Raw genomic sequence first — 26,264 nt, forward strand, 5'->3', positions numbered from 1 at the left:
AAAGAATGATATTAATCGTCGATGATAAGCCGGAAAATATTCTATCCCTTAGGAAGACACTAGAGCTGCATGATTTTGAGGTAGATACCGCGTTATCAGGAGAGGAAGCGCTCAAAAAGATCCTTAAGAACAACTACGCACTCATCATTTTGGATGTACAGATGCCTAGTATGGATGGCTTTGAGGTAGCTGAAACCATTTCCGGATATAGTAAAGCAAGGGACGTGCCTATCCTGTTCCTGTCTGCTGTAAATAAGGATAAAAAATTCATTGCCAGGGGGTACGCATCTGGTGGTTTGGACTACATTACCAAACCAGTGGACCCTGACATCTTACTCCTTAAGGTAAAGACTTTCATAAAATTATATGAACAGAACCGCCAGTTGCAGGCGATGCATGAGAACCTCCGGCAGGAAGTAGAAGTGCGTAAGCAGGCACAGGCTGCCCTGAATGCGAAAGTGCAGGAGCAGCATTCCATACTGGAATCGCTGCCCCAGGTAGCTTTTACGGCCCGGGGCGATGGTGCTGTGGAATATGCGAACCGTCACTGGTTCTATTATTCCCCATCGCTGGATAGTTTTCCGGCTACCTTTAACCAGGATCATGAGGAGCAGCGGGTATGGGAAAATGCGATCCTGGCGGGGCAACCCATTGAGAAAGAAGTATACCTGCATAACCGGCTCACGCACCATTACAGGTGTCATTTACTGCGGGCCATTCCTATTGAAGAGGATGGACAAATTGTGAAATGGGTGGGCACCTTTACAGATATTGCACATCAGCAGCAGGCGAATGAGATCCTGGAGCAGCGGGTAGAGGAACGTACGCATGAACTGCAGGAGATGAACCAGGCACTGGAAGCGAGTAACTACGAGTTACAGCAGTTTGCCAGCGTAGCATCGCATGACCTGAAAGAACCTTTGCGGAAGATCCAGTTGTTCGGCACCATTTTGCGGGATCGTCATTTGGGTACGAACCCGGATGCGATGCAGTATATGGAGCGGATAGTGAGTTCTTCTGAGCGTATGAGCCGTTTGATCAGTGATCTGCTGAAGTATTCCCGCTTATCAGCGGATAATACATTTGAGCCGGTGAACCTGAATGGTTTGATCAGCGAGATACTGGCAGACCTGGAATTGTCTGTACGGGATGCGGAAGCGGAAATAGTGGTGGCAGAATTGCCGGTGGTAGAAGCAATACCGGGGCAGATCAGGCAGGCTTTGCAGAATATCATCAGCAATGCATTAAAATTCAGGAGACCCGGGGTAAGGGCCCTGATCACGATAAAGGCGGAGATTGTAGAAGAAAGAGAGCTGGAAAGTGAAGCGCTGGCAGCGGGGAATTATTGCAGGATCATTGTGAGCGATAATGGGATAGGGTTTGATGAAAAGTACCTACCGAAGATATTTACGCTGTTTCAGCGATTGCATAGTACGGATGCGTATGAGGGAACGGGGATTGGGCTGAGTATTGCGAAGAAGGTGATTGAGAAGCACCAGGGAATTATCAGTGCGCAGAGCCGGGAAGATGAGGGTACGAGGTTTATAATGGTGTTGCCGTTGAAGCAGTCGAACTAAAAAAAGCCTGCGGCTCACGCCGCAGGCTTTTTTATAATGACATCACCCAGTCAGCCATTTCTTTTTGTTTCAACACCCGGTCCACTTTCATCACCGTCATCGCATGCTTTGGCATGAAAGCTACTTCCGCCTCTCCCGGGTCCTGCACCGCCGTCACGGCGCCCATTTCCTGTGCCACCTGCAAACCTTCTGCCCCATCCGTATTCGCGCCGGACAATAACAAGCATGCGAGTTTACTACCAAATACTTCGGCCGCCGCCATGAAAGTTACATCTATACTCGGCCTGCTATAATTAACTTTTTCAGAGTAATCAAGGGTCAGTGAGCCATCCGGCTCAATCAGCAAATGATAATCTGCAGGGGCCACGTACACCATTCCCGGGCCTAACACATCCTTCTCCTCGGCTTCCTTCACCGGCAATACACTCCTTGTAGCCAGCAGATCTGACAACATAGAATCATTATCACTCCTGCGGTGTAATACAATAATAATTGCCAGCTGGCAGGCCCGATCGAGCAAGGGCAATAATTGCAATAATACATCCAGACTACCTGCGGAACCTCCAATCACTAATGTTCGGGGAAGCGAAACTGTCATGTAGCTATTTTTCTCCAGATTTTTTCTTTCTGTGCAAGTGGTTTAAACAAAGGAGCAACCGTTGTAAACCGCAATGTCTCTTTCGCACCCAAAGCCATAAAGCCCAGTTGTTCCAGGCTTTCACTGAACAGGTGCAGTACCTTATCCTGCAATTCCTTGTTAAAATAAATCAACACATTGCGGCAGACGATCAGTTGAAATTCATTAAAGGAACGATCTGTTACTAAATTGTGGGCAGCAAAGATGATCTTCTCACTCAGGCTCTCTGAAAATTTAGCGTATTCATAGTTCGCCGCATAATACTGTGAGAAATCATGCTGTCCGCCTGACTGCAAATAATTTTGTGAATACTGCTGCATATACGCTAATGGAAAGATGCCTTTGCGGGCTTTTTCCAGCACACTTTCATTGATATCTGTGGCATAGATAACTGACTTATGGAGCAGGTTCATTTCCTTTAGCAGGATGGCCATTGAATATACTTCTTCACCGGTAGAACAGCCGGCATGCCAGATCCTGATAAAAGGATAGGTAGCCAGCACCGGCAATACCTGTTTGCGCAAAGCCAGGAAAAATGCAGGGTCACGAAACATCTCTGTTACATTGACCGTGATCTGCTCCATCAGGTAAGTCAGGTAAGTACTGTCTTTGATCACCCGGTAGCGAAATTCAGCAAAGCTGGGGAACCGGTCATTGATATAAACCCGCTGCAACCTCCGCTTCACAGAAGCGAAAGAATAATCTGTAAAGTCGTACCCATATTGCTCTAACAAATCGTTCAACAATATATTTACTTCCTCATCCTTCAAATGCTGTACGTGCTCCTTCATGATCGATTCATTTCTTTTATTCCCGGGCGTAATTTCGTAAAGTTTTCCGGCATTTGTGTAGCGTCTGCCAGGCACCGCTTTCACAATGTGAGAAAGATCTTCACCACATTACACCACAATCTATAACATATTTACCCAGCAACATATATAAAAAACTTACCAAAATCCAACTTAAGGAGTATTTCGTAAGTATTTGCGAGAAAGTATTTTCATACATCCTAACTATTGCCAACATGAGTTTATCCTTAAACAGGGTAGCGCTGAGCGCTACCGTACTGTCAGCAGCATTGGCCATCACTGCATTCAGGCCGGCTATTTCAGACAACGATGGAGGGCTTCTGCATTCCATTTCATCGCCGACTGACAGAACTGTCATCAGCTACAATCAAGACAAAAGTATTGCCAAACTGGTCACTACCCATGCTATGGGTGACGATCAATATACGGATGTGCGCATTCCTGTATACCAGGGTGGCAAACTGGTAAAAACAATGAGTACTGCCGATGAAAAAGAACAGGCTCCTACCCTTTTCTCATCTTTTGACTACGACAGCAAGGGCCGTATTAACAGGATTTCTTATTATGAAGAGCACCTGGTGTCTGGTTACGATTCACTGGTGTATGATAACAAAGGCCAGCTGGCTGCCCGGTATTTCTTTGTGATCCCGGCGGGTAAGCAAACTTTTGAAAATCACTATTGCCAGTTGTATAGCTGGGATCAGAAGGGGAATGTTATTCAGCAGCAAAATATGGGGCGTGTACCCGGCAATGCAGTTTTTGTGTTGAGTGCTACTGTCGATTACAAGTATGATGACAAGTTGAATTCTCAGCTTAGTGTACCAGGGTTTGGATATATCACGGATCTGAATGCAGTGAACCTATCTAAGAACAATATCGTAACTGAGGTAATTACGCCTGCAAATGGGGCGAATGCGACTGCTAAGACTTATGTATATAATTATAACAGCAGGCAGTATCCTGAGAAGGTGACAGCGAAGAATAATAATGAGGAAGTGATTACGGAATTGACCTGGGAGTAGTTATCCAAGCCAATGTTTTCTATTATAACGAAAGGGTGTCTCAAATTAATGAGACACCCTTTACTTTTCATCCATCCTACAAAAGATTTGGTTTACTATTTATTTCTTTGAGCCATGCGTGAAGTCTTCCACCGCTTCCTGCTATCCACACAATATCTCCTGCCTGCAACACGGTCAGGGAAGCCGGGTTTAATAGTCGTTGTCCTTTCCGCTCTATCCCCAGCACGATGCCACTGGTTCTTTCCCTGATCCCTGCTTCGCGGATCGTCTTGCCTTCAAGGGGAGATTGCGCTGTCACCAGGAATTGTTTCAGGGCAATCGGATCCCCGTCATTCACCGGCACAGCAATGGCTGCATGAGCAGGTTCCAGGTAATGGTTGAACTTCTGCAATTGTTCGTCGGTGCCGATGGCAGTAACCACATCGCCAGGAAAAAGGCGGGCATATTTATCGGGTGCATACATCTTGATACCGCTCCTGTTTATCAGGGCGATATTGATCCCATAGTTTTCCCTGAGTTGTAGATCCTCCAGGGTGGAACCGGCCACGGGTGAAAGTGGTTTGATCTCTGACACGGCCAGATGCGCATCCCAGGGGGCTAAAACCGACTTACTGATATTCCCTACTTTGGTTTCCCGGGCATTGAAATTGGAAAAGAAGCGTTCTTCGATGGTGGTATAAAAATCACCGATCTTATGACGGAACACGAAGATCAATACAATCATGATGGCTGTTACCGCCAATGCTACGGAGTAGGAATAGAAACGATCGATGAAGAAGCCCAGGAGGAATATGGCGATCACGATCCGTGCTAAACGGAGCAGCATCAGTGGCCCCCGGTACTTTTTCTGTTCCCAGATGCGATTGGATGCTGCACTGGCAATATTCCTGAAACCCAGTGCCCACAAGAAAGGCATGAGTAGCAGGAAAGTGAGGACTGCACTCATGGCACGGCCCCAGTTATATACCCCTGACATGGGCAGCAGGTAATACGATGACAATAATATGATAGCCAGGATGACGACCGTATATATAATAACGTTTGTGAAGTAACTCCTCAGCAATATTTTCCAGTCGCTTACAACCGAGATGGTTTGTGCCGCGGCACTATACCGGTTAATGGCCGTCTTCCAGCGATGTGGCATCAGCTCAGCAAGTTTCTCGTAAACAGGACCGGATAATTTGATCATATAAGGCGTGGTGAAAGTGGTCACTGCTGATACTGCCACTGCCACCGGGTAGAGGAATTCACTTGTTACATTCAGGGTGAGGCCGAGTTGCGCAATGATAAAAGAGAACTCCCCGATCTGGGCAAGGCTCATCCCTGCCTGTACGGATGTTTTTAAGGGCTGACCTGAGAGCAGGGCGCCGATACCGGTGCTCAGTGTTTTGCCAATCAGGGTAACTACGGTGATGATGAGTACCGGCACTGCATATTTTACCAGCATGGCGGGGTTGATCAACATCCCTACGGAGATAAGGAAAACGGCCCCGAATAGTTCCTTGACGGGTTTTACCAGGTGTTCTATTTTCTCTGCCTGGGTGGTTTCTGCCAGGATGGATCCCATGATAAAAGCGCCTAAAGCCGGAGAAAAACCGACCTGAGTAGCGAGTACAACCATGAGCAGGCAAAGGCCCACGGAGGTCACCAAAAGGGTTTCTTCGTTCATGATCTTCTTCGTCATGCGGAGCAGGGTTGGGATAAAGAAGATACCGGTTACAAACCAGGCGATGAGGAAGAATACGAGTTTGACTACGGAGATGAGCATGGCCCCTCCTTCGAACTGGCGGCTGACGGCCAGGGTGGATAATAACACCAGGAGGACGATGGCTACCAGGTCTTCAACAACGAGGATCCCGAAAACGAGGCCGGCGAATTTAAGTCCTTTTACCCCCAGTTCTTCGAAGGCGCGGATGATGATCGTGGTGGAGGATATAGAGATGATACCACCCAGGAAAATACTATCCATAGGTGACCATCCCATGATCTGGCCCAGGAGGTAACCGAGGGCGAGCATGAAGACAACTTCGACGAGGGCGCTGATGCTTGCGGCGCCACCTACTTTGATCAGTTTCTTGAAACTGAATTCGAGGCCAAGGCTGAAGAGTAGAAATATGACACCTATTTCAGACCATACATGGATATTCTTTTCATCGGTTACGGTTGGAACAAGCGAGACGTGTTGGCCTACCAGCAGGCCTGCTACGATGTACCCTAATACCAACGGCTGGCGCAGGCGCTTGAATATAAGGGTGGTAACAGCTGCGGCGATCAGTATTAATGCCAGGTCTTTAATTAACGGTGCTAAATGAATCATCAGGTCGGTCGGATTAATAATAAGTAATGGCAATTCTGTTCCAGCCGTAGGCTGGAACAATACAATTAAAATATTAACCCACTTACCAGAAAATATGTTTAGGGAAGATGAGGGTTCGGACAATGGCATGGATATCTACCAGGAGTCTTCCTGTAGACAATACGGCGGCATACAATGGCTGCCGCGGGAGAAAATATCCGCTGAAATGACCTGAAACAGGCCTATAAACGCACTTGTTAGGGGAACTAAAACAGTTGTTGAAATCAACAATGGTTTCCGGCAGGTATCCGGTTCCGTTATGCCATCCAGGTTTGGAATGACTTTCTACTTTCAGTATAGTGGTTACAGGTTTCCTTTTCGCAACAGCCTCATATTGTTTTTTGCACGCATGCGCACCCGCCTGGCAAAAAGAGAACAATATGATGATATATAGCAGAAGGTGGCGCATTAGGGCGAAGATACGTTTTTCTGCCCCTATCTCCTCACCTTATCCAGCAAATCACTCAGCTGTGCGGCTTCTTCAGCGCTTAATCTTTCAGCAATGTCATTATAGAAATTATCCATGGGCACATCTACTTCATCCAGTAGTTTCAGGCCTTTGGCAGTGATGTTAATATCCATTTTACGCCTGTTGTGCGGGCACAATCGGCGTTGTACATACTCCAGTTTTTCAAGTTTGTCGAGTAAGCGGGTAACGTCACTTGCTTTGTCGAGCATGACATCTTTGATGCTGCCGGCGGAAACGGGTTCCGGATGACGGCCGCGGATAATGCGTAAAGCATTGTAGTGCTGAGGCAGTAGCCCATAGGATTTCAGGTTGGCACCGAGGGAGTCTCTCAACCAGTTACCCGTATACAGGAGGTTCACCACCATTTTGTGATGATCGTCCTTAAACTTGCGCTGATTAATGGCTTGTTCAATTCTCATGGCTCAAAGATATGAAATATGGGTGTTGCAACATATTAGGACTATATCATTCTATAAACATTATGTGGATATTTATAGGTGAGTATATTTGTATATACATCCTCCAACCATAAAATTATGCTTTTAAAACTGATCTCTGCACCATGGCCATGGTATGTAGCGGGGCCGATTATCGGGCTTACGGTACCATTACTGTTATTATTAGGGAATCGTCCTTTTGGTATTTCATCTTCACTCCGGCATATTTGTGCGGCATGTTTTCCGGGCAAAGTTCCTTTTTTCGCCTATGAATGGAAGAAGGAAATCTGGAATTTGTTCTTTGCGGCGGGGATTGTGATCGGCGGATTTATTGCGGCGCATTTGCTGGCGGATCCTGCGCCTGTTCGGATCAGTCCAAAACTGGAAACTGCTTTAGGTGAATTTGGCATCAGCGACCACAATAACCTGTTACCCAGCCAGTTATTCAATTGGCCAGCCCTGCTGACAATCAGGGGTTTTATCCTCATAGTTGTGGGTGGATTCCTGGTTGGATTTGGTACCAGGTATGCCGGGGGCTGTACATCGGGGCATTCAATTTTCGGATTATCGACCTTGCAATGGCCTTCGCTGGTAGCTACCTGTTGTTTTATGGCGGGTGGATTTATTATGTCAAACCTGGTCTTACCTTTTATCCTTTCCTTATCATGAAGAACATAAAATATACCCTTGCGGGGATCCTTTTCGGCATTGTGCTTGTAAAATCCCAGGTCTTATCCTGGTTCAGAATACAGGAGATGTTTCATTTACAGTCATTTCATATGTACGGGGTGATTGGGTCGGCAGTAGTTACAGGGTTTATTGCTGTAACTGTTATTAAGAATTTGAAAATCAGGACATTCGGAGGTGAGGAGATTGTGATTCCCAGGAAGCCTTTTACGAAGGGGAATATTTACGGAGGGCTTTTATTTGGGTTTGGCTGGGCGTTGACGGGGGCATGTCCTGGGCCTTTATTTGCGCAGGTGGGAGCGGGTTTTACGGTAATGGCGGTAGCCTTGCTAAGTGCGATATCAGGTACCTGGGTATATGGGGTGGTGAAGGATAAGTTGCCTCATTAGCGTGCATTTTCATTGATCTATGAATACAATTTTGCTTTAAAGGGGCGGCTTAGGTCAGCAGCGCCTGAATGGCAGCCCCATTCACCCGTTAATGTCGAGTTAAGATTTAAAAATCAAGTGAGTACTAGTTACCTAGATCGAGGGGAATTTTTGTTAATTTTTAGTTAACGGCTATTAATTTATGACGTTTACCAGATAAAATATAGCCTTTACCAAAATTGATTAGGTAGCACCATGCTGTCGTATATCTTTGGTTTAGGTTTTTCATAGGATATGGTTAAAAAATTAAGGGCGGTATTCTTACCGCCCTTCTCTATTAGGTTTACCCGCTTTATTTACGTCTTTTTTACACTTATCTTACACATTTTATTTAAATTCCATCACTATTGCTCCAATAAATAACTTATTTTTGTATTTTGTTCTCAGCTGTTCCTGTATTCCTTAAGCACAACGGCTAACCAGTTTTTATTATGAATTATGCACTAATTACAGGCGCAAGCAAGGGAATTGGACGTTCCTTAGCCACGGTATTGGCTAAAAAAAAATATAACCTCATTCTTGTAGCAAGGTCCACGAGTGAATTACAAGTGGTCTCGTCGGAATTGATAACTAAATATGGCGTACAGGTCGAATATATCGCGTTGGATCTATCTACGCCAACGGCAGCCGGAGAGTTATTTGAATGGGTACAGCAAAAAAGTTACAACATTTCCATCCTGGTCAACAATGCAGGTTATGCAGTGTGGGGTGAATTTGATGCAACTTCGCTGGATGATCAGAACAGGATGCTCCAGGTAAACATGCAAACTCCTGTAGCTCTGTGTCATCATTTTCTGCCCATGCTGCGACAACAGCCTGCGGCTTATATTATGAATGTAGCCAGCACTGCTGCTTACCAGGCAGTACCGACACTTAGTACTTATGCTGCAAGCAAAGCTTTCATGTTATTGTTTACCCGGGGTCTCAGGGCAGACCTGAAAGGCAGCAATGTATCAGTCACCTGTTTATCACCCGGACCAGTGAATACGAACTTCATTGACAGGGCTGGCATGCAGGCAATCAAAGCGACTGCAGAGAAATATGGAATGATGCCGGATGATGTAGCGCGAATAGCCGTAAAAGGTATGTTTGCGAAGAAATCTGAGTTGGTTCCTGGCGTCTTAAATGCAGCCACAGCATTTTTCACCCGATTGGTTCCCAAAGCGATGGTTGAAAAAATTGCTGGTAATCTATATAAAAAATAAGTAAATTCATCCCCTAATTCGCGTACAATTTTGGTCGTGTTGTTGTTTGAATAATATTTTAATTCTGAAAGAATAAATTCGTTACCTGTAGTTCTCTGAGTAAAGCTCATTGGTCGTGCAATTCCAAAATAGATATCAAACTACAACACTACTGCAACTTTAATTATTTGGGGATCAGATAAAATACCATTATCTTTACCCTACAAATTTAGTAGACTAAAAGATGCCTTACAGATTATTATCAACGCAAATACTACAACTGACCTGCTTGTCGCAAAGTAAATGGTGTCCGTATTGTTGAAAACACAAGACCTATTTACCCTGTACTGTCGGGGAATTACAAAATTTAATTATTTTCAATAATTCGTGATCAATCACCAAACATCTATAAATTTACCACATCATGTCTACGGCTTATACTACGTTTACACTAGGTGATACGCTAACCGAAGAACAAAGATCATTTTTTGACGAGCATGGATATATTCACTTTTCCAGGTTCTTTACTCCGGAACAAGTCCAGGAGATCATCAAAGCATCTGAAGAAGTACAACAGAAATGGATCGCTGAAAAAAGAGAGAAAGTAAATGGAGTTCCTATCAAGTATGGTAAAGACTTGAATGGAGACCCTATTGTGCAACGCTTTGCCTTCATCAACCAGCACGCACCAGTATTGTCCGAGGTATTAAAAGACAAGCGCTTTGAGGCGCTGTTAAGCCTGATTGGTCCTGGTGCCCGCCTGGGTATCAATGAGAAAGACGGGATGGTGTTTAACCATTACGTAAATGGTCCGGAAAGCAAGTTCACCAAAATGGGCTGGCATACAGACGGTTTGCGTGATATCTTCATGGGCGGTAAACTGAACCCAATGCTCAACGTAGGCCTGCACCTGAGCACGCTGAAAGTTGAGAACGGTGGTCTGAGGATTATTCCCGGAACACACAAACAGAGCAGACTAAGCATGCTGTTCAAGAAGAAATACTTCATTGACCATGCACCTGACAAAAATGAGATCGCTATCACACCTACAGCCGGTGACGTTACTGTACATGATGGTCGTCTCTGGCACCGTGTGGCGCTGAGCTCTGTAATTGGTGAAGATAGCCGCAGAAGAGTGATCTATGTGCCTATCATTGCTGGGAAATATGCTCCCAAGAATGAAAAGAGTCCTACCCAGTTCTATCAGCGTTTTGCTGGTATTGTGAAATAAGGGCCAGGATATAAATAGGGATATGCGAACATTTTCTTCAAAGTTTGGAGCAGGGAATGTATTATCTTATTTTAATGAATATTTTTTAAAGCCTTCTGATTTATTTCAGGAGGCTTTTTTTATGAAAAGGGGGTTCATTTCATGGTACATACGGGCCTGGCGCACAATTGCAGGAAAGCGTCTTTGAAGGTGATTCCTGCATACCGGTAGCAAAGCTGGTAGATTCTATTCTCTCTGATTATCCTGGTGTACCTTTTGCGGCATACGACGGCAGCGGAGAAGGCGCTGGTCCTGTAAATAGGATATTTATGGAAAGGTTCGTATGTTAGCGGGGAGTAAGGGTTTTATTCCTTGCCCTTACCGCCCATGTACAAGGTGCATCGTAAAACAAGTAATCAATATAAATGGCATTACCTTATTCAGCATACAAGAAGAAAGTACAAGCTAGGCTGGCAAAATTAACACCCGGGCAATTGCTCTTTGTTGGTGCATGGACAGCGGATTATCTGGATAGACAATATGGCCCGATCCTGGACGGGGACGGTTTTGCGAGGGAGCATGAAGAGTTGCAGAATGCGATTGCATTTTTGTGGCATGGAGTGGATGACCCGGCTATACTGACGGAAGGGGAACTGAAGAAGCAGTTGAGGCACGTGCGGAACATTGATATTGATAACCTGGATCTTGCCAGGCCGAAGGATTGCGGGATTTTGAAATTGATGGAGGCAGTGGAGAGTACGCTGAGTTATGTAAAGGAGAGGAAATTGGAGGGAATATTGATGACGGCCTGGTTTCCGCTGGAGGTGCTGAATGCAAAGAAGGATGAGCCTTATGTAATGAAAGAAACCCCACCGAAATACAGGTTGGATGATCCGTTTTTTAGTGAGGAATTAGGCGCACAGTTAAAGTTGTTTGCTTACCTGGAAGGTGGTAAGACTGTCAGCAGTGCGGATAAGACGATCTTTAGGTAGAAAGCATTTTGATGGTTTTTGAGTTATTTAATTTGAGGTATTGCAGACCCATAATTCTATTTTCTGATGATGGAACAATTGACATTTTCTTCTTTTGATAAAAAGCTGGACGAGACCTTTGCAAACCTGTCTTTTGAACAATCTTTGTTCTTTGGTGCCTGGAATGCAACGTATTTGTATAACAAATATGCGAAGCACCTGCTGGAGCTGGAAGATGAGGAAGGCTATGAAATTCTTACGGAAGCGCTGGCCTACCTCTGGGATGCAGTAGATAAAACTACCAGTATAGATGAAGAGGAAGTAGATGAGCAGATTGAGCGGCTGCATGAAATAGACATCGCTGAGCTGGACCATGATGAGGCGAATGGTGCAGGTGTGGTAAAATTAATAGAATGCCTGGAAAGTTCGCTGGTGTATATAGAAGAGCAGAATTATGAGTTTATAAAAGCATGTGCTTACATCCCGATTGATGTAGCAGATGTGATTATGACGAATGAATTGGGATTGGATACAAATGATCCGAATAAGCATATTCAACATCCTTTGATGAAGGCGGAGCTTGAGCCGGAGCTCAACATGATGGACTATTTAAAAAGCCATGAAGTGGTGAGCAGTAAGGATAAACATCTCTTTAGGGAGCATTAAGTTAGTTCAGGAAGACCTGATTTCCTGATCTGGGAAAGGGGCCTTTACGGCCTCTTCTTACTCTTTTCGTTATGCGTATTTTAAGCATAGTTTTTTTGAGAACCAGCTTTTTCTAAGCCTAAGCTAATTTTAAGAGTAGGCTTTTTTACCTTTCGCTTTCTCCTGGTCTTTTTCTTCGTATCGTTTCCTGTTGTTGAGAATTGTTTCCAGGTGTTCCTGGCCCCAGTGCAGCAGGTTATTAATCGGTGGAATCAGGCTTTTACCGAGTGCTGTCAGTTCATACTCTACTCTTGGCGGAATTTCAGGGAAAAACTCCCTGGAGATCAGGCCATCGGCTTCCAGGGAACGAAGGGTGACGGTGAGCATCTTCTGAGAAATATCCCCGATATTGTTTGCAATCTCGCTAAACCGCATTCTTCCTTTATGGGAAAGCAATTCCACCACCAGGATGGACCATTTGTCGCCAAAGCGATCCAGTACGTGTCGGATCGGACAAAAGGCGGGCTGAAATTTTTCTGAATTATTTTCACTCATAAACAGCTGATTTTCAATATTAGTTACCATCTGGTAAGTTGGTAGCTGGCAGGTGCCTTCTTTGTTAGAAGTTACACACCATTTACCTTTGGCTCTCCAAAAGAGAGTGACTCTCTCTTCTACACAAAAATAGAACAAATAATCTAATAAATGGTAATCAGGATTTGTATGACCTGAACAAAACAGGCCACCACAAAGGATTTATATTAAAATATATGTTGAAACACATTTTGTTTAAAAAAGTATATATCTTCGGCACCGGATTACAAGAACAGACAGAACAATAAAAACTTTTAAAAATTAAAGCAATCTTAAAAACACCAGCTAACATGAAAAAAATCTCCATCGTTGCATCAGCACTGTTATTATCTGCAACTGCATCTTTCGCACAAAACACATGGTCTGTAGACAAAGCGCACAGCAGACTGGGTTATGGTGTTACTCACCTTGGTATTTCCGAAAGCGAAGGTAATTTCAAATCTTACGAAGCTAAGATCACTGCATCTAAAGCAGATTTTTCTGACGCGGTAATCGAAGTAACAGCAGATGTTAACAGCATCAACACTGACAACGAAATGCGCGACAAACACGTAAAAAGCCCTGATTTCTTCGATGCGGAGAAATTTGGTACCCTGACTTTCAAGAGTACTTCTATCAAGAAAGCAAGCGGTAAGACTTTTAAAGTAACCGGCGACCTGACCCTGCATGGTGTAACTAAACCAGTAACCGTGGACCTGACCATCAACGGTACTACTACTAACCCAATGAGCAAGAAAGAAGAAGTTGGTATTAAAGTAACTGGTACTTTCAAACGTACTGACTTCGGTATCGGTGCTTCTATGCCAGCTGCTATGCTGAGCGACGAAGTGGTACTGAAAGCTAATGGCGAATTCGTAAAACAATAGTTGATTTTTAAAAAGCGTTCGGCTCATTTGAAATTTTAACTTTTAAAAAAGGCAGGGCCTCTGGTCAGCCGTAGAATGAGTCATAACGTTTAAACAACGGCAATGAAAAGATTAATTATATTTTCAGGAACACTGCTGCTCGCGGCAGCAGTGTTTGCCTTTAACACCGTATCTCCCCTGTGGAAGATCGGCGACAAATACAACATCTCCTTCTCATCTAACGACGTAGGTGGGATCTTCAAAGTATTTAAAGGCACGATCAATTTTGACGAAGCAAATCCTGCAGCATCTAATTTTGATGTAACGGTTGATGTAGCTTCTATCCAAACAGGTAACGCATTGCAGAATAAGCATGCGAAAAGTGACGAGTGGTTTGATGCTGCCAAATATCCTGTGATCCATTACACGTCTAAGAAAATCGTGAAAGCTGGTGCGGGTTACCAGGTGACCGGTGATCTGGAAATTCATGGTGTGAAGAAGGAATTTACCATTCCTTTCAGCTTTGCAAAGAAAGGCGCTGGTGCTACTTTTGCTGGTACTTTCAATGTAAACAGGAATGATTTCCATATTGGCAAGCCGGGTGGTGATGTTGCTGATGTTATTAAAGTAGAAATCGCAGTACCGGTTACGAAGTAATTTTTTTAAATTGGACTTATGCTGAAGAAATTATTAATATTAGCAGTAGTTTCGGGTATACTGGCAGCAGTAGCGTGTTTGGCGTACCAGAAGGTATATGCCGAATCACTGGATGACGGGTTTACCAATATCATTTCACGGCAAAAGATTTTTGCCGCTTGTTTGGGCGCGAACATCGTAGCAGCAATCGGGTATTTCTTACTGAGTAAGGTGCTGAAGGGATACACAGAAGCGATCTTTAATATCCTGTTTGCAGTGATCACCATTGCGACTATCGTATATCCGATTGGCTATAACCTGCCGCTGGATATAGAGATGCCGCAGCTGTTTCCGGGCCTGGCGATTCCAATGCACTTCTTCCCCGTCCTGGGTTGGATGACATTGAAGCCATTATTTGCTAAGAATATTTAATGATATGCCGCCCACAATAACATGTGGGCGGCATATCATTTACACAAAGGCACTAAAGCCGGTGATGGCCCTGCCTACGATCGGTGAGTTGATCTCTTTTGTTCCTTCGTTTGAATAACCACTTATCTCCTACTTTCTTTGCCGTGGTGGTCAATCCAATGGCAGCGCCGGAGCCAATTTCGGGTTCGGTAAGGCCAAAGCCACCGATGATCTTCCATTGCTCCATTCCGGGTAACCATTCCTGTTTTTGTGCTTAGGAAACCAGGGGATGAATAGCCCCCATCCTAAAAAGAATTTAAAGTTGTAACCCTCTTTGCTAATAATTCTGCTAAACAATTGAAAACAACAACTTTGCAGGCAGTTCTGCTGCCAGCTGGATGTACTTAATTTGCTCCCCTACCAATTCTTCAATTTTCTTTTTTCCAAACATGTTGTAAGGAAAACGTAACGTGATCTTAAATTTAATAGCAGGTTCGTCATTCTGTAACCTGTACCCGAAACGGATGTCTTTAATTTTTTCTTTACCGACTACATTGGTAAGAAATGCTACAATTTCCGCCGGATGTTCTAAAGTTGCGCACTGTTGCATGTCTGGTTAAGTTTTGGGGGCGCTTCGTGACGCCTTGTTCTGCAATAAATACTTAAGTCTGGACTTCAAAGGATGGGAATAGGACTGGATCTAACGGAAACAATGAACCTGGTTAATTACAAAACCGGTACATTTGTGTACTATGCACTACTACAACTACCAGGAATAAAAGACGCGTTTTAATTAATTTTAGTATTAAACCTTATCCAGGAATTTACCTCGTCAAGTTTTAGATGAAAATATATTTATTCACTGCAATTGAGCAGGTATTTAAAAAGGACTTTTATCACCAGATCCGGGCACAAAACATGCGGGTAACCGGCATAACTGCCGCAATTATAACATGTACTACCCTAATAACCCATCTTATTACGCTGTATTTACCAGTGGCTAAAAGGCTGCCTGCGGGGCAATGGGAGGACCTCCTTGTAATTCAGCGGTTACTTGTTATCAGTTCTGCGCTTATAGCGGTGGCGATCTACCTGGTCAGGAGCACGCTACCGTTAACTAAGCAAAACAGATACCATTTTCTCGTCATCCTTTATGCTTTGTGCTTCATTGGTGCATGTATGGCCCTTACATTTCTGGCCCAGCATAATCCTAAAAACACGATGACCATGATGCTGATTGGCTTGCTGGTCATAGCAATGGTTATGGTGTTTTCTTTTGTCCAGCTACTGAGCATTTGCCTGGTGACGGGTATTACTTTTTCGATCTTCCTGCACCTGTTCCAGGTAGATCCCATACAACTTGCTGGTAATTTAAATATTTTTTGGTTAATGTTGTGTGCCTTCTTTGTGATTTCCAGGCTTTTATATTCCTACCATGCAAATTATTTCATTAAGATAAAGACTATTGAGCAAAAAAACGAGGAAATTGCGGCGGCCAACAAACTAAAAACGGAGATCCTGGGGATTGTAGCGCATGACCTACGGAGTCCTATTTCGGGGATCCGCTCGGTACTGCACCTGATGCAGGAATATCCGTTTACCCCTGAACAGGAAAATAAATACCTGCAATGGATCGGTGAAGCCTGTAGCAGCGCGGACCAGATCATAGAAGAGCTGCTGACGGCAGCGCGGCAGTCAGAAGAAGACAAACTGCAAACAAATTATATTTCCCTGAATGACTGGCTGGAAAATGTTCGCGATAACTGGCAGCAACAGGTTAAGCACCAACAGCGCTTATTGCTGGAGTTGCCTAAGGGGGAGATAAAGGCACATGTTCATACCGGTAAACTGCAGCGCGTGGTAGATAATCTGCTGCACAATGCTTTGAAGTTTACACCTGACGGCGGGGATATTACCCTTGGAATGAGGCCGCATCGTGGAGGTGTGCGGATCACAGTGGCAGATACAGGTATAGGTATACCGCAGGAGATGCTACCGAATATATTTGACCGTTTTACTTCAGCCCGGCGGAAGGGCCTTCATCATGAACCTTCCACCGGTCTGGGGCTGCACATTTGCAAGCAACTGGTGCAGCAGCACGGTGGCAATATCTACGTATCATCACAAGAGAATAAAGGTACTGTGTTTAATATTGACCTGCCTTATACAGTGTTGTAAGCTGAGTGGAGATCCTAACGAATACCGGGATTTAGTTTATAAGCTACTACACGGATTTGTTATTCAACTGTCTCTGTTATCAATCATCAAATAAGGAGATCTTATTCAAACAAACCTGACATTCTGCATGGATAAGGTAATTTCGTTCGCCCCTGCCCTACATGTTGTACTAAGCTCAAGGATAAGATGTGGCAGCGTTTCCACGATCTTCCACATGAACTACCTCTAAAATACGGGTAGCAATTGCGTTTACCAATTGTGGATCTGCGGCATAGTCCGGATTTGGTTGTAAATCGCCGTTTACCTGCAGTAAATAATCGATGGAATGCTCTTCATCCAGTACGGCCTTATAGTGCTCGATACCTCTTGTTTCATGCGGCTGTACAACTACGATGTAGTTGCTGCCCTTCAGGTCAAAGTCTAATGTGAAATCTTTCATATGGCATCACTTTTAAATGCAATACGCAAAATTGTCCATACAGCGTAGTAGGTTGTAGATGTAGATTGCCTGCTGATCTTTTTGCGTTACATAAATATAACAAAATTAAGGCCATGCAGGTGCAATAAATCTATCAACAATTAGTCTTCTTTTCCACCTTTTTCACCCGTGAACCAATGTTCTTTCTGTTTGAAGAGAACATTGAAGGTGGTCAATGAACCATATATGCGGGTGATATATTGTTGCATATTCACTTTGTCCTCGTCGGAGAGCTGCTTGTGACTGTTCACCTGTTGTTCCATGGCACGAAGGCGATCTCTTACCATCACGATTTTATGAAAGAAAACTTCTATGGGTACTTCTTTTGGTTTCAGCGAAGCATCTTTAGGTTGCAGTAGCATAGTACCTCCCTCCCACTTGTCGCCCAACGGGATGATCTCGCTGGGTTCTCCCCAGAGACGCAGGATTTTTAATAATGAAGTTTCGACAGCGGAGGTAGTTTCCACTTCTATGCTTTGGTTTTCGATGTGCAGGATTTCGAAGAGTGGATCAGTTTTGTCTACTTCAATGACACCCTGGTCCATAAAAGTGACTACATACTGGGCGTATTTTACACCTATAATAACACCGGGACCATATTTGGCGTGTTGTACCCGAGAACCTTTGCCGGCGGTTAATTCTTCCATGCTGTGCGATTTTTGTACAAGATATTGAAAAAGTGTTAGTTAGCCCAATTCTACCATAGCCTTTATCACCCCGTTCCTGGGGTCCAGCCAGCTATTGAACTCCTTTTTCACCGCTTCAAACTTTACCCTGTGGGTAATATACGTTACCGGGTCTACTTCTCCGTTCTTCATATTCTTTATCACATGTTCAAAGTCTTCCCTGGTGGCATTGCGGCTGCTCATCAGGGTCGCTTCTCTTTTATGAAATTCCGGATGACTAACACTGATCTCTCCTTTTTGTAAACCCACCAATACGTACCTGGCACCATGCGCCATATATTGAAAACCGTTATTGATTGCTTTCTGACTACCAGTCGCGTCAATCACAACGGTAGGCATATCACCGTTAGTGATTTCCTGCAAAACAGACATCACATCTGCCGTAGTTGGATTAATTGTATGGCTGACCTTTAATTTATCCTTGCAAAATTGCAGGCGACCTTCATTGATGTCCATGGCGATGACTTTGCCACCGGCTATACGGGCAAACTCCATGATACCAAGGCCAATAGGACCCGCGCCGATCACTAATACAAATTCGCCGGGGCTAACAGCAGCACGACGTACACCATGTGCACCAATGGCGAGTGGTTCTACCAGGGCCAGGGCTTCCATGCTGAGGCCTTCGCCGTGGATCAGGGAAGAAGAGGGAACGGAAAGGTATTCTGCCATTCCCCCGTCGATGTGTACGCCACAAACCTGGATGCGGGTGCAGCAGTTTGGCTTGCCGCTGCGACAGGCAATGCAGGTACCACAATTAAAATAAGGGATGAAAGTGACGGACTCGCCGATAGTGAAACCGGGGGCATTGTCAGCAGCTACCAGTTCACCGGCCAGCTCATGGCCAAGGATGCGGGGGTACACGAAATAAGGTTGTGTACCTTCAAAAGCGTGGAGGTCTGTACCACAAATGCCGATACGTTTGATCTTTAGGATAGAATGATTGGCAGTTAATACTGGCATTTCTTTCTGGCCGTAGTCAAACTGACCGGGTGTGGTGCAGGTAAGCGTTTTTATCATAAGATGTAAAATAAAAAAAATCCTGTTCTTACTTTCGGTAAAAACAGGATTTTTTACGAGGGGAGTTTTTGGCCTGGGGCCGGCTAATTGATTATTCCGGGTATATTAATTGTCTTTGGGAATATTAATCGAGGAACTGTCCTTATCGTTTTTCTTTGTTTTCTTTTTCTCTTGTTTCTCCTCCTGTTTTTCTTTTTTCTCCTGTGCTTCCTTAGCTGCTTTTTCTTTCTTCCTGAAATAGCCTCTCAACAGAAAATTATGTTTCAGCGCTTCCATATTCTCACTAAAGCCTTCTGATCCTTTGTGCACTGCCTTCATTGTCTTCTTGGCCTCGTTCACGGTACCCTCCAGGTCGTTTGCCATACTATCACTGTACAATAATCTGCCGATGCTACCCTTTCCCTGGTTTACCTGGGTGGCGATCCCCGCCAGCTGTTCCGTAATTACTTCTGCATTGGATGCCACACCAGAAAGCCTGTCCAGTACCTTATCAAACTGCATAGGGTCCACGGCATTAATGGTTTCACCATCTTTCACCGGCACGTTTGAATTCGTACCTGAACTGATCGCCACCAGCTTATCGCCCATCAATCCATCAGAACTGATACTTGCAACCGCTCCTTTTTTAATATAAGGCTGTACTTTTTTCTGTACGATCAAAGTTACGCGGGCTGTAGAATCTGAGAGGATATCAATATTGTCTACAGTGCCCACATCGATACCAACAAAGCGGATATTATTACCTACCTGTAAGCCCCCTACGTTTTTGAATGTGCTATAGAGTGTGAACGTACTCCGGAACATATTCTTATTCCTCCCGATAAGGAAGATCCCTATCAGCAACAAGAGGACGGTGACCGATGTAAAGATACCAACCTTCACTTTCTGAGATGTCTTGTCGTGCATATCGTATTATTTGAAAAAGTTATTAATGAGTTCATCCGGTGACTTTGCCAGCTCGTCATATGTACCGGTGGCTATATATTCTCCGTCATTCATCACTACGATCCTGTCGGCAGTAATTCTTGCACAGGGCATATCGTGGGTGATAATGATGGCAGAGGTTTCGTATTTTTCCTGCAGGGTTACGATCAGTTCACTGATCTCCCTGGCGGTGATAGGATCCAGGCCGGTAGTTGGCTCATCGTACAGCATGATCTGTGGACGAAGGATCAGTGTTCTTGCCAGACCTACACGTTTGCGCATCCCTCCTGAAAGGTCCGAAGGATACTTATCGATAGCATCTTTGAGTCCTACGCTATCCAGTGCATCTTCTACCCTTTTGGTCAGCTCTGCTTTATCTTTTATCTGCAATACCCGGGTGAGTGGAAATTCCAGGTTCTCTCTTACTGTCATTGAATCGTATAAGGCCCCACTCTGAAAGAGAAAACCGATCTTTGTTCTGATCTCTTTTAATTCATCTTCATTCAGCGAAGAGATCTCTTTTCCCAGCACTTCCAGTTTACCTTCATCAGGTTCGAGCAAGCCGGCAATACATTGTATAGTGACTGATTTACCCTGTCCTGAACGCCCCAGAACGACGATATTTTCGCCTTTATGCAGTTCCAGGTTGATGTCTTTCAGCACCTGATTGTCACCGAAAGATTTCTTTAGGTGTTCAATGCGGATTACGACACCATCTTCCGGTACCTGTTCGGTATCCTGTAATTTCGTTTCCGCTGTATCTTTCGGTTGCTCTGTTTCTTTTTCCGGAGCATCCTCGAATTTTTTTATAGTTGCCTGCTCCATAATTAATAATATAACAGGTTAGTAATTTGTACCGCCACTGCATCCAGCAATATGATCCAGAGAGAGGCCGTTACTACCGCTGAATTGGCTGCCAGGCCTACGCTTTCAGTACCACGGGCTGCGTGATACCCTTTGTAACATCCTATAAAACCAATGGCAAATCCGAAGAAGAATGTTTTGACCACGGCCGGAATCATATCACTGAATTCCAGTGCGGCAAAGGCTTTGCGGAAGAAGAGGGTGGCGCTCACATGGCCCTGTGTATTTACACCTAGCCAGCCTCCTGCAAAAGCCAGGGCATCGGCCATTACGGTCAGCAAAGGCACCATGAGGGTACAAGCCAGAATACGGGTCACTACCAGGTATTGAATGGGGTTTGCACTGGATACCTCCATGGCATCGATCTGCTCAGTTACCTTCATACTTCCCAGTTCCGCTCCTATGCTGGAAGCAATCTTACCTGTACAGATCAGGGCTATGATCATAGGCCCGATTTCACGTACAATGGAGATAGCCACCATGCCGGGTACAAAACTCTCCGCTCCAAACTGTTTCATGGTAGGCTGGGTCTGCAGGGTGAGCACGAATCCGATAATAAAACCGGAAATAGCGACCAGGGAAATGGACCGGACACCTATTACATAACATTGATGGAGAAATTCATTCCATTCGAAGCCATTTCGGAAAATATTCCGGCCAAACTGGGTGGCAAAGGAAACCTGTTCCCCCACCGCGGCCATGTATCTATTTAAGGATGAAGTAATTGCACTAGCCATAATCGTTCGCATTGGTGATCGTTTTTCATTCTGATGATGCAGCTTGTACAAATAGATGTAATTTCATGCCACCCTTTTTTACCTGTTTTTAGTCATAAAATAGCTGGTAAATGGGTATTATTTTACCCAATTGTAGTATTCCGGTGGGAAGGAAACTGCAAAGCAGGGTGATCACTTATTTTTTTTATTTTTGAACCCATCATGAAAAACAGAAATTGTCAGCTGTTCGTTTTACTGCTCTTGCTACTGGTACAGTGTACTTCTAAAAAGCACAATTACGCAGAAGAGATCCCTGATCCCATGAAAAAGGGCGGGTATGTGAGCAATCCGGATCATATTATATCAGAAGATGCGACTGCGCAGCTGAATGACCTTCTTGGTAAACTGGACCAGGCAGGCAAAGCTCAGATTGCGGTGGTATTACTGAATAGCATTGGTAGTCAGGTTATTGAAGACGTATCGCACAATATCTTTAAGACCTGGAAACCGGGGAAAAAGGAAGGCAATAACGGTTTGGTGGTGCTCCTGGTGAAGGATCAGCACAAGATCCGCTTTGAAACGGGATATGGATTGGAAGGTGATCTGCCCGATGTTATTTGTTTCCGTATACAGCAGGCCGTGATGCTTCCATATTTTAAGAAAGATAATTACGATGCTGGTTTGATAAAGGGCCTGGAAGCAGTGGCACAGATCTTAACGAATCCGGAAGGTGCTGTGAATGTGGCAGATAATGGTGATGTAACAGTGGATACAAGCGTTCAGGCAGGTGCTACGGCTCCTGCAGGTGATTCCACTTCCGAAATAGCGGAAGCCGGGCAGCCTTTGATGGGAAATGCTTCGCAGGATGTAGCAGCTGATAGTGCCGGGGCAACAGCCGAAGAACCGGTACCTGCGTATATGCAGCCGGAGGAAGAAGGTATTTCACGCCCTGGACTGGGTACATTCATATTCTATATACTCTATATCGTATTTAGTGCGATTACTTTTGGTGTGCTGAAAGGCAATAAACATAAAGGAGACCTGTACAGAACCACCTGGCTGGCAAGATGCTTTATTTTCTTTGTACCAGGCATTATTGTGAGCATACTTAGTTATGGACTGAACATACCTTATAGCATCTGGTTCGCAATTGGACTTTGCTATGGTACATGGCTAATATACCTTTCTTACAGGTATATGCTGGTCAACGCAAGGGAAAAGAAACTTGAAAATGCCGACAGGCATGAACGTTATGAATCGCTGAATATTGCGCATAAGAACCTGCTCTATACGGCTTTTGTATTCCCTGTTCCTTTCCTTGTCTACTATCGCTGGCACGAGGCACGCATGAAGAAACTGCGGTATCAGCCTTATGACTGCGATACCTGTTCACAGCCCATGACATTACTGAGCAGGAATAAGAAGAAGCCTTTCCTGAATAAGGTCCAGGCTGCGGAAGAGAAAGTGGGATCGGTGATTTACGATGTATGGCATTGTAAAAACTGTAATACACAAAAGACAATCGGGTATGATAGTATTTATACAAAAGTAACTACCTGCCCGAAGTGCAATAACAAAACCTTTGAAGCAACACATACACAAACTGTAAAACGGGCCACTGAAAGTTCAGCAGGTGAAGGGATCCAATTCTACGAATGCAGGTATTGCAATTATGTTAAAAAAGAACCTTTTGTCATACCCAGGATCAGTTCTTCTTCCTCCTCCTCATCTTCCTCCGGTAGCTCCTCCTCTTCCTCTGGTGGCAGCTGGGGTGGCGGTTCTTCGGGCGGAGGTGGGTCTACCAGCAGCTGGTAAAATGACGGGAAATTGATTTTCGTCAGTGATATATATCAGGATAAATAAATACTTTTGTGCTATGAATTCTGATAAACAACTGAGGAAAGGCCCAAGCTGGTGGCATCAATTTGACTTTTTAGGCATGCACTTATTGCCTTTTCTGGCATTTTTCACGCATGTGACTGCATTCGATTGGATCTTGTGTGCATTTTTGTACGTAACCAGGATGTTTTTTGTCACAGGCGGATATCATCGTTATTTTTCACATCGTACTTTTAAAACTTCCCGCTGGTTTCAGTTTGTACTGGCAGGTGGTGCGCAGAGTACTTTTCAAAAAGGAGTGTTATGGTGGGGTGCGAATCACAGAATTCACCACAAGCACAGCGATACACCAGACGATCCGCACTCAGCTAATATATACGGTTTCTGGTATGCACACATGGGCTGGATCATGGGCCCTGAGTACAAGCCAACCCGTTTCGACCTGATCAAGGATTTCAAACAACCAGAACTTTTCTGGTTAAATAAATACCACTGGGTACCGGGTTTAGTACTGATGACGGTAAGTTATTTCCTGGGTAATAAAATAAATGGAGCTGGCTGGTTCGACTGGCAGGCAGGTCTTTCTACCCTATGGATTGGTTTCTTCCTGAGTACCATCCTTGTATACCACGCTACTTTTACCATCAACTCCCTGATGCATAAAGTTGGTAAGCCAAGATATGAGACCGGCGATTACTCCAAGAACAGTGTAATCCTGGCCATTCTAACACTGGGTGAAGGCTGGCACAACAACCACCATTATTACCAGAGTGCTACCAGACAAGGTTTCTACTGGTGGGAAATTGACATTACCTATTACATTATCAGGACTTTAGGTGCGTTTGGTATTGTTTGGGATATCAGAGGCGTTCCTGAGAAAGTAAAGAATTCAAACTTTTTGAAAGAAAGCGGTAAACAACTGGAACCAAGTTTCCCTGCTAATGAAACTGTAGAATTAAATAAATAAAGTCATTTTATAATAGAGAACTCCCGTCTTAACCAGGCGGGAGTTTTTTTATGCCCATTTAAAAGAAAACATCAGATGTTTAAAGTAAACATCATACCTTTGCTAAACATCAGATGTTTAATAAAGATGGCAAACGCAATTAAACTGGCAGATAAGGTCATTTACCAATTACAGCAGGACATCTCGCTGGGGAAGTATAAGGCTGGCGAACTCATACCACCTGAACCAGTATTGATGGAGCTATTTAATGTAGGTCGCTCTACTATCAGGGAGGCGATAAAGACGCTTTCCAATGCAGGGATCTTAAGGGTGCAGCAAGGCGCGGGTACTTTTGTATGCAGTATTGAAAACAACGAACCCCTTGAAAAGCGGCTTCGCCGTGCTGCAAGGATGGAGGTAAACCAGGTGAGGTCGCTGCTGGAAATAGAGATTGCCAGGCTGGCGGCTCAATTCAGGGATGAACAGGACCTGGAACAAATTGGGTCTGCGCTGGCAGACAGGTTGCAGGCTATCCAATCCGAAAACTACGAGGCTGCTGCCGATGCGGATATCAGGTTTCACAAATCTATCGCCCTGGCCTCTCATAACAGTGTGCTGGCAGATTTATATCAGACCTTTACTGCTGTGATCCGTGATTCCTTTTCTCAGCGGGAAAAACCGCATGTACAGCAGTTTCAACAGACGCACCATTTGCATGCTGATCTGCTAACTGCTATCAGGAAACAGGACGCTCCTGCAGCTACACGGGTTGTTACGCAAATTTTGGAGACGAACTTTTAGGAGTCATTCTATTTGTCGTATTGTCCTCGAAAAACTTCTAAACTTTATTGTCATGTCTATACTATTATTTTCACTGATCCTGCTTGCCGGTGCATTCATGGCTGGTCTGCTGGGTTCCCTTACGGGTTTGGGGGGAGGCGTGGTCCTCATTCCATTACTGACCCTTGTATTTCATGTAGACATCCGCTATGCGGTGGGTGCATCACTGGTGGCCTCTATTGCAAATTCCTCCGGGGCTGCAGCTGCCTATATTAAAGAAGGTATTACCAATGTACGTATTGGTATGTTTCTGGAAATAGCCACGACTACCGGGGCGATTGTCGGTGCTTTGCTGGCGATCTATACACCGACATCGCTGGTGGCGATTCTCTTTGGTGTCGTGCTCCTTTTTAGCGCAGCGATGACGATCCGTAAGAAGAATGAACACGGAGATAATACCAGCAACAGCAAAATGGCCCAAATTCTTAAACTGAACAATTCCTACCCCGTCAATGGTGAAATGGTGCCTTATAAGGTGCGTGGTGTAGGTGGTGGCTATGCCCTCATGACCCTTGCGGGCATCGTATCCGGCCTGCTGGGTATCGGTTCCGGTGCACTAAAAGTATTGGCGATGGACAACGTGATGCGTATTCCATTTAAGGTATCTACCACTACGAGCAATTTTATGATTGGGGTAACGGCCGCTGCGAGTGCAGTTGTGTATTTACAACGAGGTTATATAGATCCGGGTATTGCCATGCCGGTAGTACTGGGTGTACTGGCAGGTGCCTTTGCTGGTTCCAAACTACTGATGAAAATGGATGTAAAGAAACTGAGGTTGCTGTTTAGTATAGTGATCAGTGCACTGGCCATACAAATGATCTATAATGGTTTAACAGGTAAATTGTAAGCAGG

30 protein-coding genes are annotated in these 26,264 nt (G+C 44.6%); 16 read left to right on the forward strand and 14 right to left on the reverse strand.

Features of this window, described 5'->3' with window-relative positions:
• Positions 1–5 precede the first annotated feature (5 nt).
• The gene (locus U0033_RS06615; protein ID WP_072363403.1) at positions 6–1,577 is read left to right on the forward strand and encodes a hybrid sensor histidine kinase/response regulator; all 1,572 of its coding nucleotides are present in this window, start codon (positions 6–8) and stop codon (positions 1,575–1,577) included.
• A 31-nt stretch (positions 1,578–1,608) separates the two neighbouring features.
• On the opposite strand, the gene U0033_RS06620 is transcribed toward U0033_RS06615, so the two are convergent.
• A complete protein-coding gene (locus tag U0033_RS06620) occupies positions 1,609–2,175 on the reverse strand; it encodes a chemotaxis protein CheB (RefSeq protein WP_072363404.1) in 567 nt (188 codons plus the stop codon).
• A complete protein-coding gene (locus U0033_RS06625) occupies positions 2,172–3,005 on the reverse strand; it encodes a CheR family methyltransferase (RefSeq protein WP_072363473.1) in 834 nt (277 codons plus the stop codon). The genes U0033_RS06620 and U0033_RS06625 overlap by 4 nt, the downstream gene beginning before the upstream one ends.
• A 233-nt stretch (positions 3,006–3,238) precedes the next feature.
• On the opposite strand from U0033_RS06625, the gene U0033_RS06630 reads away from it, so the two are divergent.
• Entirely contained in the window at positions 3,239–4,045 is an 807-nt protein-coding gene (locus tag U0033_RS06630) for a hypothetical protein (protein WP_072363405.1), read from the forward strand.
• A gap of 76 nt (positions 4,046–4,121) precedes the next feature.
• On the opposite strand, the gene U0033_RS06635 is transcribed toward U0033_RS06630, so the two are convergent.
• From U0033_RS06635 to U0033_RS06645, 3 genes are all read right to left on the reverse strand, one after another.
• The gene (locus U0033_RS06635; RefSeq protein ID WP_326980864.1) at positions 4,122–6,362 is read right to left on the reverse strand and encodes a cation:proton antiporter; all 2,241 of its coding nucleotides are present in this window, start codon (positions 6,360–6,362) and stop codon (positions 4,122–4,124) included.
• Between the two features lie 82 nt (positions 6,363–6,444).
• Positions 6,445–6,810, reverse strand: coding sequence for a hypothetical protein (locus U0033_RS06640; RefSeq protein WP_072363406.1), 366 nt, complete (start codon positions 6,808–6,810; stop codon positions 6,445–6,447).
• A gap of 26 nt (positions 6,811–6,836) precedes the next feature.
• Entirely contained in the window at positions 6,837–7,289 is a 453-nt protein-coding gene (locus U0033_RS06645) for a MarR family winged helix-turn-helix transcriptional regulator (RefSeq protein ID WP_072363407.1), read from the reverse strand.
• 117 nt (positions 7,290–7,406) lie between these two features.
• Here U0033_RS06645 and U0033_RS06650 point away from each other — a divergent pair, with 117 nt between their 5' ends.
• From U0033_RS06650 to U0033_RS06675, 6 genes are all read left to right on the forward strand, one after another.
• The gene (locus U0033_RS06650) at positions 7,407–7,976 is read left to right on the forward strand and encodes a YeeE/YedE family protein (protein ID WP_072363408.1); all 570 of its coding nucleotides are present in this window, start codon (positions 7,407–7,409) and stop codon (positions 7,974–7,976) included.
• The gene (locus U0033_RS06655; RefSeq protein WP_245801815.1) at positions 7,973–8,383 is read left to right on the forward strand and encodes a DUF6691 family protein; all 411 of its coding nucleotides are present in this window, start codon (positions 7,973–7,975) and stop codon (positions 8,381–8,383) included. Before U0033_RS06650 ends, U0033_RS06655 begins: the two co-directional genes overlap by 4 nt.
• A 470-nt stretch (positions 8,384–8,853) precedes the next feature.
• Positions 8,854–9,627, forward strand: a complete 774-nt coding sequence (locus U0033_RS06660; RefSeq protein ID WP_072363409.1) for an SDR family NAD(P)-dependent oxidoreductase — start codon at positions 8,854–8,856, stop codon at positions 9,625–9,627.
• Between the two features lie 403 nt (positions 9,628–10,030).
• Entirely contained in the window at positions 10,031–10,837 is an 807-nt protein-coding gene (locus U0033_RS06665) for a phytanoyl-CoA dioxygenase family protein (protein WP_072363410.1), read from the forward strand.
• Between the two features lie 404 nt (positions 10,838–11,241).
• Entirely contained in the window at positions 11,242–11,808 is a 567-nt protein-coding gene (locus U0033_RS06670) for a hypothetical protein (RefSeq protein ID WP_072363411.1), read from the forward strand.
• A 66-nt stretch (positions 11,809–11,874) separates the two neighbouring features.
• Positions 11,875–12,453, forward strand: coding sequence for a hypothetical protein (locus tag U0033_RS06675; RefSeq protein ID WP_072363412.1), 579 nt, complete (start codon positions 11,875–11,877; stop codon positions 12,451–12,453).
• Positions 12,454–12,582: 129 nt separating this feature from the next.
• On the opposite strand, the gene U0033_RS06680 is transcribed toward U0033_RS06675, so the two are convergent.
• Entirely contained in the window at positions 12,583–12,987 is a 405-nt protein-coding gene (locus U0033_RS06680; RefSeq protein WP_072363476.1) for a winged helix-turn-helix transcriptional regulator, read from the reverse strand.
• Between the two features lie 329 nt (positions 12,988–13,316).
• On the opposite strand from U0033_RS06680, the gene U0033_RS06685 reads away from it, so the two are divergent.
• The 3 genes from U0033_RS06685 to U0033_RS06695 all read left to right on the forward strand — a co-directional run bounded on the left by U0033_RS06685 (position 13,317) and on the right by U0033_RS06695 (position 14,939).
• The gene (locus U0033_RS06685; RefSeq protein WP_072363413.1) at positions 13,317–13,892 is read left to right on the forward strand and encodes a YceI family protein; all 576 of its coding nucleotides are present in this window, start codon (positions 13,317–13,319) and stop codon (positions 13,890–13,892) included.
• Between the two features lie 102 nt (positions 13,893–13,994).
• Positions 13,995–14,528 carry a YceI family protein gene (locus tag U0033_RS06690; RefSeq protein ID WP_072363414.1) on the forward strand — a complete coding sequence of 178 codons (534 nt, stop codon included), beginning with the start codon at positions 13,995–13,997 and terminating at the stop codon, positions 14,526–14,528.
• A gap of 18 nt (positions 14,529–14,546) precedes the next feature.
• Positions 14,547–14,939 (forward strand): hypothetical protein, encoded by a 393-nt coding sequence (locus U0033_RS06695; protein WP_072363415.1) that lies wholly within the window; start codon positions 14,547–14,549, stop codon positions 14,937–14,939.
• 52 nt (positions 14,940–14,991) lie between these two features.
• On the opposite strand, the gene U0033_RS06700 is transcribed toward U0033_RS06695, so the two are convergent.
• Both U0033_RS06700 and U0033_RS06705 read right to left on the reverse strand, forming a co-directional pair.
• Positions 14,992–15,165, reverse strand: coding sequence for a hypothetical protein (locus U0033_RS06700; protein WP_177318665.1), 174 nt, complete (start codon positions 15,163–15,165; stop codon positions 14,992–14,994).
• 102 nt (positions 15,166–15,267) lie between these two features.
• Complete coding sequence (locus U0033_RS06705) at positions 15,268–15,528, reverse strand: hypothetical protein (protein WP_072363416.1); 261 nt, start codon at positions 15,526–15,528, stop codon at positions 15,268–15,270.
• A 233-nt stretch (positions 15,529–15,761) separates the two neighbouring features.
• Here U0033_RS06705 and U0033_RS06710 point away from each other — a divergent pair, with 233 nt between their 5' ends.
• Complete coding sequence (locus tag U0033_RS06710; protein ID WP_072363417.1) at positions 15,762–17,096, forward strand: sensor histidine kinase; 1,335 nt, start codon at positions 15,762–15,764, stop codon at positions 17,094–17,096.
• A gap of 175 nt (positions 17,097–17,271) precedes the next feature.
• Here U0033_RS06710 and U0033_RS06715 read toward each other — a convergent pair whose 3' ends face one another.
• The 6 genes from U0033_RS06715 to U0033_RS06740 form a co-directional block, all read right to left on the reverse strand.
• On the reverse strand, positions 17,272–17,535 hold the full coding sequence (locus U0033_RS06715) for a hypothetical protein (protein ID WP_072363418.1): 264 nt from the start codon (positions 17,533–17,535) through the stop codon (positions 17,272–17,274).
• A 140-nt stretch (positions 17,536–17,675) separates the two neighbouring features.
• On the reverse strand, positions 17,676–18,221 hold the full coding sequence (locus U0033_RS06720; RefSeq protein WP_072363419.1) for a hypothetical protein: 546 nt from the start codon (positions 18,219–18,221) through the stop codon (positions 17,676–17,678).
• Positions 18,222–18,260: 39 nt separating this feature from the next.
• On the reverse strand, positions 18,261–19,280 hold the full coding sequence (locus U0033_RS06725; protein WP_245801816.1) for a zinc-binding alcohol dehydrogenase family protein: 1,020 nt from the start codon (positions 19,278–19,280) through the stop codon (positions 18,261–18,263).
• A 105-nt stretch (positions 19,281–19,385) separates the two neighbouring features.
• Positions 19,386–20,186: an MlaD family protein gene (locus U0033_RS06730; RefSeq protein WP_072363420.1), complete on the reverse strand. Its 801-nt coding sequence runs from the start codon at positions 20,184–20,186 to the stop codon at positions 19,386–19,388.
• 6 nt (positions 20,187–20,192) lie between these two features.
• Positions 20,193–21,029, reverse strand: a complete 837-nt coding sequence (locus tag U0033_RS06735) for an ABC transporter ATP-binding protein (protein WP_083571686.1) — start codon at positions 21,027–21,029, stop codon at positions 20,193–20,195.
• Between the two features lie 2 nt (positions 21,030–21,031).
• Positions 21,032–21,817, reverse strand: coding sequence for an MlaE family ABC transporter permease (locus tag U0033_RS06740; protein WP_245801817.1), 786 nt, complete (start codon positions 21,815–21,817; stop codon positions 21,032–21,034).
• Positions 21,818–22,006: 189 nt separating this feature from the next.
• On the opposite strand from U0033_RS06740, the gene U0033_RS06745 reads away from it, so the two are divergent.
• From U0033_RS06745 to U0033_RS06760, 4 genes are all read left to right on the forward strand, one after another.
• Positions 22,007–23,599 (forward strand): TPM domain-containing protein, encoded by a 1,593-nt coding sequence (locus tag U0033_RS06745; protein WP_072363422.1) that lies wholly within the window; start codon positions 22,007–22,009, stop codon positions 23,597–23,599.
• 61 nt (positions 23,600–23,660) lie between these two features.
• Complete coding sequence (locus U0033_RS06750; protein ID WP_072363423.1) at positions 23,661–24,590, forward strand: acyl-CoA desaturase; 930 nt, start codon at positions 23,661–23,663, stop codon at positions 24,588–24,590.
• Positions 24,591–24,716: 126 nt separating this feature from the next.
• The gene (locus U0033_RS06755) at positions 24,717–25,370 is read left to right on the forward strand and encodes a FadR/GntR family transcriptional regulator (RefSeq protein WP_072363424.1); all 654 of its coding nucleotides are present in this window, start codon (positions 24,717–24,719) and stop codon (positions 25,368–25,370) included.
• Between the two features lie 52 nt (positions 25,371–25,422).
• Complete coding sequence (locus tag U0033_RS06760; RefSeq protein ID WP_072363425.1) at positions 25,423–26,259, forward strand: sulfite exporter TauE/SafE family protein; 837 nt, start codon at positions 25,423–25,425, stop codon at positions 26,257–26,259.
• Positions 26,260–26,264: the final 5 nt, after the last annotated feature.

This window comes from Chitinophaga sancti, from assembly GCF_034424315.1.
Classification (GTDB): domain Bacteria; phylum Bacteroidota; class Bacteroidia; order Chitinophagales; family Chitinophagaceae; genus Chitinophaga; species Chitinophaga sancti.